At 70.2% G+C, this 10,644-nt stretch carries 13 protein-coding genes; 7 read left to right on the top strand and 6 right to left on the bottom strand.

Going from position 1 to position 10,644, the window contains the following annotated elements:
* From ACWCQM_RS38790 to ACWCQM_RS38775, 4 genes are all read left to right on the top strand, one after another.
* Positions 1-228 (top strand): hypothetical protein (locus tag ACWCQM_RS38790; RefSeq protein WP_450919782.1); only part of this gene is annotated, 228 nt, incomplete at its 5' end.
* An 870-nt stretch (positions 229-1,098) separates the two neighbouring features.
* On the top strand, positions 1,099-1,875 hold the full coding sequence (locus ACWCQM_RS38785; protein WP_450919781.1) for a hypothetical protein: 777 nt from the start codon (positions 1,099-1,101) through the stop codon (positions 1,873-1,875).
* Positions 1,872-2,318 carry a MarR family transcriptional regulator gene (locus ACWCQM_RS38780; protein ID WP_267942938.1) on the top strand — a complete coding sequence of 149 codons (447 nt, stop codon included), beginning with the start codon at positions 1,872-1,874 and terminating at the stop codon, positions 2,316-2,318. Before ACWCQM_RS38785 ends, ACWCQM_RS38780 begins: the two co-directional genes overlap by 4 nt.
* Before the next feature lie 36 nt (positions 2,319-2,354).
* Entirely contained in the window at positions 2,355-2,528 is a 174-nt protein-coding gene (locus ACWCQM_RS38775) for a hypothetical protein (protein ID WP_450919780.1), read from the top strand.
* 158 nt (positions 2,529-2,686) lie between these two features.
* Here ACWCQM_RS38775 and ACWCQM_RS38770 read toward each other — a convergent pair whose 3' ends face one another.
* Together ACWCQM_RS38770 and ACWCQM_RS38765 are read right to left on the bottom strand one after the other, a co-directional pair.
* Positions 2,687-2,962, bottom strand: coding sequence for a hypothetical protein (locus tag ACWCQM_RS38770; RefSeq protein WP_450919779.1), 276 nt, complete (start codon positions 2,960-2,962; stop codon positions 2,687-2,689).
* Positions 2,962-3,198 (bottom strand): hypothetical protein, encoded by a 237-nt coding sequence (locus ACWCQM_RS38765; protein ID WP_267942935.1) that lies wholly within the window; start codon positions 3,196-3,198, stop codon positions 2,962-2,964. The genes ACWCQM_RS38770 and ACWCQM_RS38765 overlap by 1 nt, the downstream gene beginning before the upstream one ends.
* A gap of 129 nt (positions 3,199-3,327) precedes the next feature.
* Between ACWCQM_RS38765 and ACWCQM_RS38760 the strand changes: the two genes are divergently transcribed.
* Complete coding sequence (locus tag ACWCQM_RS38760; RefSeq protein ID WP_450919778.1) at positions 3,328-3,696, top strand: hypothetical protein; 369 nt, start codon at positions 3,328-3,330, stop codon at positions 3,694-3,696.
* 401 nt (positions 3,697-4,097) lie between these two features.
* Here the strand turns inward: ACWCQM_RS38760 and ACWCQM_RS38755 are convergent, their stop codons facing one another.
* Both ACWCQM_RS38755 and tpg (ACWCQM_RS38750) read right to left on the bottom strand, forming a co-directional pair.
* Entirely contained in the window at positions 4,098-4,874 is a 777-nt protein-coding gene (locus ACWCQM_RS38755) for a hypothetical protein (protein ID WP_450919777.1), read from the bottom strand.
* 102 nt (positions 4,875-4,976) lie between these two features.
* On the bottom strand, positions 4,977-5,567 hold the full coding sequence (tpg, locus tag ACWCQM_RS38750; protein WP_450919776.1) for a telomere-protecting terminal protein Tpg: 591 nt from the start codon (positions 5,565-5,567) through the stop codon (positions 4,977-4,979).
* Positions 5,568-5,698: 131 nt separating this feature from the next.
* On the opposite strand from tpg (ACWCQM_RS38750), the gene ACWCQM_RS38745 reads away from it, so the two are divergent.
* Positions 5,699-7,213, top strand: coding sequence for a hypothetical protein (locus tag ACWCQM_RS38745; RefSeq protein ID WP_450919775.1), 1,515 nt, complete (start codon positions 5,699-5,701; stop codon positions 7,211-7,213).
* Between the two features lie 89 nt (positions 7,214-7,302).
* Here the strand turns inward: ACWCQM_RS38745 and tpg (ACWCQM_RS38740) are convergent, their stop codons facing one another.
* Both tpg (ACWCQM_RS38740) and tap read right to left on the bottom strand, forming a co-directional pair.
* Positions 7,303-7,860 (bottom strand): telomere-protecting terminal protein Tpg, encoded by a 558-nt coding sequence (tpg, locus tag ACWCQM_RS38740; protein ID WP_450919774.1) that lies wholly within the window; start codon positions 7,858-7,860, stop codon positions 7,303-7,305.
* Positions 7,861-7,872: 12 nt separating this feature from the next.
* Positions 7,873-10,128 carry a telomere-associated protein Tap gene (gene tap, locus ACWCQM_RS38735; RefSeq protein ID WP_450919773.1) on the bottom strand — a complete coding sequence of 752 codons (2,256 nt, stop codon included), beginning with the start codon at positions 10,126-10,128 and terminating at the stop codon, positions 7,873-7,875.
* A gap of 248 nt (positions 10,129-10,376) precedes the next feature.
* On the opposite strand from tap, the gene ACWCQM_RS38730 reads away from it, so the two are divergent.
* A complete protein-coding gene (locus ACWCQM_RS38730; RefSeq protein WP_450919772.1) occupies positions 10,377-10,640 on the top strand; it encodes a hypothetical protein in 264 nt (87 codons plus the stop codon).
* Positions 10,641-10,644 lie beyond the last annotated feature (4 nt).

The raw sequence follows: 10,644 nt of genomic DNA, 5'->3' as shown, positions 1-10,644 counted from the left end.
ATGACCGCCCCGCCCGCACCCGCCGGCCCCGCCATCAGCCTGAGCAAGGTGCGGGTACCACAGCGCGATGCGCTGTGCAAGCGGGGCGGTCGCTGCGCTCCCTTGGCCACCGCGATGCGGTGGCGGTCCCCTCCGCTGCGCTTCTGGGACCGGTGGGGCCGGCCGCTGCGCGCCCGGCTGGCCCGCGCGGTGCGCGGCCCTGGTTGCGGGGTGTGGTGGTGCGGCTAGTGGGGCCTCCAGTTGGGTAGTTGAGAGGAGTGCGGGGCGCTCCTGGCGGGTCCGCTGCGCTCCCCCGCTGGGCGGTCCTTCCGGCTGCGCCTCCAGAACCTTGAGGGCCCGAGATGCGGGCCGGGCTGGTTAGGAGGGTGGGGGTCGCTCGTTCGGGTTGGGGTTTCAGTATAGCGGGTGCATCCGGAAGATGCACATGTAGCATTGGCGGAAGCAGAGGACACCCCCCAACCAACCTGGTCGGGCGCTCCTTTTGCTGAACCGTCAGCACCGCAATTCGGTTCGCCCTTTTACCCGAGGAATAACGAATTGGGAAGCTCGGCCCGAGCCACAGAACGGAACCTCAGATATCGAAAGGTTGGAATTCCGGCGTACGGAGGTACCGGAGCCAAACGGCCCCCCGGGCCGGGCGGCGGAACCAGCAACGGACCCCGGCCCCTCTTGTTTGCGCTTGTCCCGTCACGGCTGTGACCACCCGAGACTCAGAGCCGGTGCTGCCGTCCACTGCGCACGCGAACGCTGCAGAGCCGCACGCGAAGCCGCCTCAGCAGTGTCGGGTCCGGCGGGCCCGTGGGGGAGACCTCAACCACTGATATATAGCGAGATCAAGAAACCGCAGGTCAGAGGGTTGCGAATCTTGAGATGTGTACCGGGTGAGGGGACATATCCCGATCGATGTGTCCCTCCTGAGGGGGCACATCGACCCGTCAATGTTCACCAGGGGCAACACGGAATCTAGCCCCATGTCAAGCTCAGGCGACACGAGTGGACGGATGTGTCCCGCGTGACGGGTCGTGCGGCACCAGGGGGGAGATCTGTCCCCCCTGGGGGGACACAACTCAGGTGTCATGTCGTGTCGGAGCGACATGCATGTCAAGCGGAGGTGACATACTGCTCCGCGTCGCAGAGATCAACAGCTTGGAGAGCAGCCTCGTGTCGACAGATCCGCAGCGCCGCCGCCCGGGGGCTCGTGGGGCGCCGGAGCCGCAGCCGAAGCTGCCGCTGCCTGACGATCCGGCTGACGCCTGGGACCGGCCGCTACGGCCCATCAAGGATCTGGACGAGGTCGCCCGTGCGTACCCGGGCCGCAAGCTCACTCTCGACAGCGAGCGCAAGTCGCTGGAGTTCTACGGGCCGCCGGACCAGCCGAACGCCTTCTCCATGGACAGCCTGGAGTTCTTCCTCGTCATCGCGCAGTTCTTCCGCGAGGCGCTGCCGCTGCGGCTGATCCTGCTGATGATCGCGTGCCAGAAGGCCGGCGGACGCATCCCTCTGACCCAGGACGAGATGGCCCACGTCCTGGACGTCACGCGCACCAAGGTGAACGAGTCCCTCAAGGAAGTCATGGGCCACGGCATCGTGTTCCGGGTGAAGCGCGGCGTCTACCAGTTCAACCCGCCCTACTCCTATCGCGTTGCCGAGTTCATCCCCGGCACGGAGACCACGGACGCGCAGTACATCCGGGTCGACCAGCACGAGACCATTGCCAAGATCCGGTCGGATGAGAGCCTGCCGGACCTGGTTCGCTTCCCCTCGCTGGAACGAATGCGCCAGGAGATCCAGCAGATGCGCGAGGAGCGGGCGAAGATGCGTGCTGAGCGCCGCCAGGAGCGGGTACAGCAAAAGGAGAAGGGGGCCGAACAGTGAGCGGTCTGCATTTCGCCGCGGTCAACGCGGAAGGCGTCGTCGCCGATCTGGACCTGCTGCCCGCGGCCTACCGCGTGCTGCTGAAGATGCGCGCCCACAGCGAGCCGGGCGGCCGGATCGAAGTCGAGCAGGCCACCCTCGCGAAGATGCTCAAGCTGAGCCGGACTGCCGTGAACGCCGCGCTCCGCGACCTGGACCTGGCACTGCTGGTGAAGAAGCAGCGGGCTGGCGTCTACCAGCTCAACGCCATGCTCGCCGGCTACCTCTCCCCCGAGGACGCCATCGCGGCCGTCAAGGCGATGCCGAAGGACGAGCGACTGAACGCGCCCGGCTTCGTGGAGCGTTACCGGAAGGCCGTGGAGGCCTACCAGGACCAGCTCGCGGAGAAGCGCCGGGTCCGCGAGGACGCCAAACGGCGGCAGAACCTCAAGGCCGTGTCCTGACCCCCACCCGCTCGTACAAGGGACGGCGCTGCACCCATGGGTGCAGCGCCGTTCTCGTACCAGGCGGCCCACAGGGCTCACCGCCGCGAGAGCAGCAGGGACCTGTACTTCCAGTACGCGATGCGGGCCTGCTCACGTCTGGGCGGCACGCGCCGCGACAGGGTGCAGCAGCTGGAGCAGGGCGAGGAGAGGCGAGCCGCTGCACGGTGAGGCGGGCCTTGCTGCACGAGCAGCACCCGTGCGCCGCCCGGGGCCGGCCTTCCTCTGTCATCGCTCTCCAGCACCTCAAGAACACCGTGCAGCAGGGCGTGCTGCACGGTGCAGAGTGCGAGCAGCACCAGGAGCAGCGCGAGGTACGTGGGCGGGTGCTACACCTCGAGGAAGGCGACGACCACGATGGTCTTGAGCGCGGTGACCCAGTACACGAGCCGGACACGTTCGACGTCGTCGACGTACTGGCGCAGCTGCGGTCCGGTGCTGTCGCCGGGGAGGAGTTCGCCGGCGTCGGGGTCGACGGAGACGACGACCAGGGCGCGGTCCAGGGCGTGGAGTTCGGCCTCGCTGGTGATGGCGTCCAGCTGCTTGGCGGCGGAGTCGGAGAACGCGATGCGGGCGCGGCGGCGGGGGCCGTGCGGTGCGGGCATCAGGCGACGGCCGGGCGCTGAGCGGCGAGCCGGGCGAGATGCGCTTCGCGCAGCTCCTCCCACGGGGTGCACTGCTCGGGGTCGGGCAGGCCGTTCGTCGCGATGTCCTCCAGGACGGCGGCGAGCTGGTCGGCGCTCTCGCGGGTCCGGGCCGCGTACGCGCGCAGCCCGTCAGCCGTGTCGGGCTCCAGCTGCTGACGAACGGTGTTGTCGGCCGGGGCCGGCTGGTTGCTCATCGAGGGCCTCCAGGACGCGAACGGGCTTGTACCACCACGGTATCGGCCTACGGCGGCCGCAGGGACCGCTCTGCTCACTCCGGACGGACGGGAGGCTGGTCACCCGCATCCCGCCGTCGTTATCGAGGTATGGACGTCTCCCTCACCGACCTGGTCAGCTCCCTCGGGGACACCGTCGTCGACCTCCTGGAGGCGGGTGAGACCGAGGGGTGGTCTCCGACGACCGCCGACGACGCGCTGAGCTTCGTGGACGTCCTGTGCGTCGCCCTGGCCGCGCACGGCGGGCCCCTGGAGACGTCCCTCGCACAGGTCCGGGCGCACATCGCGGCGGCCCAGCGGGGTGTACGGCGGGATCTGCCGCCCGCGCCCAGGCGAGGCAGCGCGGCGGCGCGGGCGCAGGAGCAGGACGGCACGGCGCGGTTCCGGGCCTGGCGGGATGCCCGGGTGCACCAGTGGCCGGCTCCACCTCGCGTACGCCGGAGCAGCCTGGATGCGTGAGATCGCGGTCCTCGGCCCTCCCGTTGGCAGCTACAGCCCGTGCTGTCGAGCCGCGCGCGGGTGGCGGGAGGGAAGGTGTCACGTTCCCTGAGATGTGGGCCGAGAAGGCCGCAACCAGACCCGCATATCGGGCATTGAGTACGTCTCGGGGGCGGCGTGACACTTCTTCGGGGCGGGCGTGACAGGCGGCGTCACGCACACGCTCCGTTACCGTGACACCGTTCGATGGCTGGCGACCCCCAGACCCCCAGACCCCCAGAGTTTCCCGCGCAACGCGTCTGCCTGGGAAAACGGTCCTCCACCCCCCAGGAGTAACGGTCAAAACGCGCATATCTGGCAGCCAACCCCCCAGAGCTCACCGGTGGTTCCGGGGCTCTGGGGGTGTGCGGACGGTGACGCCGTCACCGCTCGGGGCGGGCGCGGGCGAGAACGGCGGCCAGGTCTCCGGCGGCTTCCGGCTCGGTGGCGGCGAGGCGGGCGGCGAACGCCAGCTGGCCGACCTCGACTCCGGGGACCAGGCGGAGGAGTTCGGCGAGCAGCGCGGCGTGCGCGAGGACCGGCGGCGTGAGAAGGCCGGCCGCGGCTTCGCGGGCGGCCGGGTCGCGGTAGTGCCCGAGGCGGGTGGCCAGCGCGCGGGCGAGCCAGGCGTCGACGTCGGCCTGGATGTAGCCGCCGGCGCGGCGGGTGAGCTCCTCGCGTACGGCTTCGTCCCCGGTGCGGGGCTCGGCCTGCTCCAGGGCGCCGAGCTCGCGCAGCGCCTGGAGCTCGTCGGCGCGGGCCGCGATCCGCATCGCTTCGCGCAGCTCGGCCTCGCGGGCGGCGGCGGCCGCGGCGTCGGCGGCGAGCTCGGCCCGTACGACGTCGTCGGTGTCCGGGTCGTAGACCGTGCCCGACGGTGCGTCGGCGAGCAGCTGGGCGATGCGTTCCCACTCGCCGAGTTCCGCCGGGCCGCGCTCGTCCAGGGCCAGGTCCTCGAAGCGTGAGTTCTGCCGGGCGTCGAACCGGGCGACGTCCAGGGCGGCCGCGGCGGCCTCAGCGGTCATGCCCCGGGCGCGGCGCCGTACCCAGCGCCGTCCCGTACGGGCCGGGTCGGCCGGCTCGCGCGGCACCGCGACGTACGGAGCGGTCGTACGGCGGCCGGTACGGCGGGGCGGCCAGGACGGCAGGGGCGTGGTCATCGTCGGCCTCGCATTTCACAGGGAATGAGGGGCGGGCCGCCGTCAGAGCGCTGAACGGCGGCCCGCTGAAAACGGTTATAGCAGCCCTGGAATTGTGTGGTGTCAGAACTCGAAATCTATCGACTGGACGTGGGTGAAATCCGCGCGCAGCCCCTGGGCCCGGGTGCCCCATTCCGTGAAATAGGACTCGGTGACGGCCTGGGCGACGACCGGATGCAGCTCCTCCTCCGTCGCACCAGCCTCCTGGAGCTGGAGGATCTGCTGCACGTAGGTGGGCGAGATCGCGGTGGTGATGTGCCGTTCGCGCCCGTCGTCGGAGGACCCGGAGGCGGCGAACCCGAAGTACGCGACGACGTGCACCATCATCCCGCCGGAGGTGGCTGCCTGCTCCCTCGCTTGTGCTCTGACCTGCGGTTGCCATTCGGACTCGGTCTCTTCGACCAGGGCGGCCTGGAGGCGCTTCTGCGGGGTCGTCAGCGTCCCGGACCGGTAGCGCTCCACCGTGCGGCGCGAGACGCCCAGACGCTCCGCCAAGGCCTTCGTGGACCCCTTCGCCCGCGTGAGAAGGAATTTCACCTGAGCCTTCGCGGATTTCGGCGCGGGCCGGGTGAAGACCTTCCGCTCCGCCCGCGCGAGGGCGTCCAGGACCTTGCCGCGGCCCGGGGCCGGCTGCTGCTGCTCGTGATCGCTCATACCTCCAGGGACCACGGATCGCCTGTGGACAGAGGAGGGCGGGGCTTCGGCGGTGGGAGGCTGTGGCGGATTCGGCCCCGGTAGGGGAAACCGGTCGCGCACTCGCCTTGTGAGGCCGGACACTTGGACGTATGCGGCAAACTCCCTCCTCTTACCCCGTTCCGGAGCCTGCGTACTTCGAGCGGATCCTTCGCCACGACCCGACTTCGCTGACCCGGCTGATCGCGACCAGCAGCGCCGCCGTCCCGTTCGCCCGGACCCCAGCTCCCCAGGGCCTCAACCCCCTCGCGCCGTGGGCCCTGTTGGACGTTGCGTGGATCTCTCTTGCCCGGGGCAGGGACAACCGCCACCCCGCTACCGGCCAAGACCTCAACGAGATCCTCGACCTGTTCTGGGCCCTCGACGACCCGGTCACCGAGGAACCGGCGGGCATGGAGCGCTGGGAAGGTTTCTTGCAACGAACGCTCCACCATCAGGCCCCGTGGCAGGAGGACAACTACTCGCAGCTGAGCCGCACCATCGCCTGGCTGTCTCAGACCCCTTACCCTGCCGACTCCGAGGATCCCTTGAAGGTGATCGTCCCGGGCTGGGACGACACCCTTCTCGGCTGCTCGCTGGCGGACTACCTCGGCATCGCCAACCTCGTCTGGGGCTGTGCCACCGCCCACCCGAACCCGCGCTGCCGCGGCCGATTCGCCGTGGACTGGTACCCCTCCGGGGACTACGACCAGTTCGACGGCATCCGCTCCCCGAAACAGATCAAGGCGGTACTCAACCAGCACCTCGTCACGACCAGGAACAAGCTCCGCGCCTCCTTTCCCACCGGCCACGACCCGCTCCGGCGGCGCTACAGTCACAACCCGCTCAGGTCCACCCCTCTGGTCGGCGGCGTCGCGGGCGGCTACCTCGTCCCGGTGCCGGCCGCCGTGCTGGACAAGGCGTCTCCCCTCGGCCTCTACTACACCGGGGGCGACAACATGTCCGCGTGGGGCCAGTCGTTCACCAACGACGTCGGCAAGCTCTTCGAGCACTACGTCGGCCGCCACCTCGACCTGCTGCCCGACGCCACCGTCCGGCCCGAGACTCTGGTCAAGATCTCCAGGAAGGAGAGCAAGAAGACGGTCGACTTCTTCGTCGTCTTCCCCAACCTGGTCCTGCTGATCGAGGTGAAGTCGACCCGCCCCAACGAGCATCTGAGGTCCGGCGGACCGGAGTTCGCCACCTTCCTCAGCAACACACCGGTCAACAAGGGCTTCGAGCAGATCAACCGGTCGGTCGACTTCCTCCGCTCCGGCAAACACCCGGAGCTCGATGGCATCCCGACCGACCGGCAGATGATCGGCATGGTGGTGACCGCGGAACCCTTCCACCAGATCAACACCCCCGCACAGCGACAGCACCTGCCCAAGACCACGATCCCCGTGATGGTCACCGCCATCGCCGAACTGGAGCAGGCAGTCACCATCACCGGCACCAGCCTGGCCGACCTCCTCTGTGCGGCCGTCGATGCCGATGCCGTGGACTTGCGCCAGATGTTCCCCCGGTACGAGTTCCTGGAGAACAACGCCGTCCTGGAGCAGGGCTGGTCCGCGATCCCGTTCGCCCGACCCCGTCGCCCCCGGGACCAGAACGGCGCTTTCGCCTAGCCTGCCAGCGGCCGACGGACCGTCGGGCAGACCGCAGAAACACAGTGGGCCCGGACCACACGGTCCGGGCCCACTCGTCGTTCAGGGCTCTACAGGTCGAACTCGAGGTGTTCGATGTCGGTGAAGCGGACTTCGTCCAGGGAGCCGGCGCGGCGGCCGCCGTCCTGGAAGTAGACCTCCTTGAGCGCTTCGGCGGCGATCTCCTGGAGGCGGGCGTCGGACGCGCCCTGCTCCTGGGCCTCGAAGAGCCGGGCGGCGTGGACCGGCGGGAGGGCGAGGGTGAGGTGGCGGATGCGGTCCTGGTCGGTGGAGCCGATCGGGGCGGTGTAGCCGAGGCGGGCGCGGACGTCGATCATGATGCCGTCCGTGGACGCGGCCTTCGCCTTGGCCTTGGCCCGGATCTGCGGCTGCCACCGCTGCTTCACCTCACCGTCCAGACGCCCGGCGAGATCGGCGCGGGGCTTCTTGATCTGGTCCTTCACGTACCGCTCCACCGTGCGCTGGGACACCCGGAGCATCTGCGCGACCGCCTTCGTGCCGCCGAGCTGCTTCACCAGGTACCGCATCTGCGCGCCCGCGCTCTTCGGCGCCGGGCGGGTGAACGCCTTCTGCACCGCCTTGTTCAGGCCGTCCCCGATCAGGCTCATGCCGGTCTTCTCCTACTCTCCGTTGTCGGCGGTGCTGACGGTGCCGTCCTTGATGGACCGGGCGAGGTTGAGGTCCGGGGCGTTGAACCGCTCGCGGACTTCCTCGCCCCACAGGACGGTCTGGGTGCCCTCGTGCTTGACCAGGCCGGGGTTGACGCCCAGCTTGAATCCACCCGGGAGCGGCTTGCCGTCCCGGTAGGGCAGGACGTCCAGCGGTGACTCGCCGTTGGCGGCGTAGACGACGCAGTCGGACAGGACCGCGATCGGGTACTGCCCGGTGAACGCCGCGTGCTTGACGATCTTGCGGTGCAGGTTGATGCGGGTGCGGGAGATAACTGCCGCCCGGATGTCGGGCCGCCACGTCGGGCGGTCCAGGGCGCGCCACCGCTCGCCGGTCCGCCAGCCTTCCCCGCGCGGGCGCTCGCGGAGCTTGCCGACGCCGCCCTTGGCCGTCGCCTTGATGGCCGTGATGACGATGCCCAGCTCCGGGTCACGGCTCTTGTAGCCGTCCATCGCCGTCAGGAAGTCTTCCGGTGAGAGGTCGGTGGTGACGCCGATGTCGGCCATGGTGGCGAGGTAGGCGTCGCGCAGCCGGGTGTACCAGCCGTCCAGGTAGCGGCCGTTGTCGTACCGGACGTACGCCTCGGTCGGGGCGACGTCGTATCCGAGCTCCTGGGCGTACGCGACGGTCGGTGTCGCGTACCAGGCCGGGCCGGTCGGCCGGTCGCCCTTCGGCGTGAACGGGGAAGGCAGCAGGCTGCCGTCCAGCTCCACCCACTCTTTGCCGGCCTTCACTCGGTTCAGGTCGACGTGGGAGAGGTCGACCAGCCAGGATCCGGGCAGCTTCGGGTCGAACACCGGGTTCATGACGTGGGTGGGCTCGCCGAGGCCGACGGTCAGCCCGTTGGCCCCGGCGCCGAAGGCCATGTTCACGTCCAGGCCCACCAGGAAGCGCAGGGTGCACTCCGCGTCGGTCATCGGCCGCGCCCAGTCGTAGGACTCCTCGAACAGCATCTCGGAGGGGCCGCGGACGTGGAAGCGCGGCAGGTTCAGGTCGTTGAGGACCGGGTGCCCGTTGGGGGCCTCGGGCGGTGCGCAGTCCACGGGGTCCGAGCCGAGTGACCCTGGGGTCTTGGTGTCGGCCTGGCGCAGGGCGCCGGTCTCCTCGTCCCGTACGGCGTGGGTCGGCGGGTGCAGGGCGGTCATCAGTTCCAGGCTGGTGACGGCGGTGGAGCCGCGCGGCGTCATCACCCTGGTCGCGTAGGTGCCCAGGACGCGGGTGAGCTCCGCCGGGGGGAGTTCTGCGGCGTGGTCCCAGAAGCGGGGGTCCAGTGCGTTCCAGGAGGGGATGCACAGCTGTACGCACTGGCGGTCCGATCCCTTGGCCGGGCGGTAGATCCTCGCCCACGGCCCGAAGCCCCTCTTCGTCAGCTTCCACTCGGCCCGGGTCAGCTGCTTGATGACCTTGTGGCCCTCCGGGATCCGCCCGGCGTCCTTCTCCTCCGCCGTGAGCGTGACGGGCAGCCCGTAGCGCTCCAGGGCGGCCTGGGTCAGGACGAGCAGCGGGTCGGCCGGCCTTCCCGGCCCGGACAGCTTCGGCTGCCCGAGCTTCGCCTCCCTCAGCGTCCACTCCACCAGCGACGGCAACGACTTGGCGGGCACGTCCAGGACCAGGCCGCCGACACAGTAGGCCAGCACCTGCCCGTCCTCGACGTCGACGACCGCCAGCGGCCCGTTCTCGAACCGCGGATCCGTACCGCCCGCAGGGGTGTTGGCCGCGGCCGCCTTCCGTGCGCTGGGGCGGCGCGACGTCGACGGCCTGGTGGTGCTCTCCGGACGCGGCGCGGCCGCCGGAGCGTCCACGAGATCCGCAGCGGGAACCTGCGGCTTCACCGGCTCACTCACGACTCCGGCGCTGGAGATCGGCTCGGTGGGCTGCGGCTCAGCCGGAGCGGGCACGGCGCCGGTGAACGTGGCGGGAACCGGGGCATCCGGCGCGGGTGCCGTCTCTGTGGCCGGGGCCGGGGTGGCGGGGTAGAGCTCCGCGAGCTTGTCCAGCAGCCGGGCGTACGCGTCACGCTCCGGGGGACGGGGCTCGGTCTTCCCGGACTCCCAGCCGGACACCGTGGCCCGGCGGACCTTCAGCGCGCCGGCGACTTCGTCGATCGTCAGGCCGTGCGCGGAGCGCAGCCGTTTGCGTTCCGCCGGGGGCGGCAGGGTGGCGCGGGACGCGAGCAGGGCGTCGACCGCGTCGAACAACTCGGACATGGAACACCTCCTGACCGACACTCTACCCCACGGAACGTACGAACGGCCAACTTTTAGCGTACGAATACCGTACGAATTGCGTACGAGCCCCTTTCGAGAGGGGGTGCAGCCCTGCTTACGGCCGGTCCGCTCAGGCCGAGCCCGACCGGAAGGCCGGCCCGGCGCCTCACTGCTCCTGGTCCCCCGTCACGGGCAACTTCCCCTGAACTCGCTGCCGGGTGCACGGGTGGCGGGCCAGACTGGGCTCCATGACGCAGGCACCCCGGGTGTACGGCACCGAGCACGACCTTCCTGCGGCCGGACCGCAGCCCGGCCGTACCTACCGGGAGCTGACCGGCGGACCGCTGGACGGGCAGCTGATCGATGTCACCGGCTGGACGGACGAGGAGATCACCACCGGCGCGTACCTGATCACGCTGCACAGCGCGTACGGACCGGGCGGGCGCGCCTCGTACGCGCCGACCATCGGCCGCCCCGACGGCCCGTGGGTCTGGGAAGGCGACGTGCCCTGACATC

The sequence above is a fragment of the Streptomyces sp. NPDC002125 genome, from assembly GCF_053593715.1.
The sequence above is the reverse complement of the archived record's forward strand: the minus strand, read 5'-3'. Positions and strand labels throughout refer to the sequence as shown.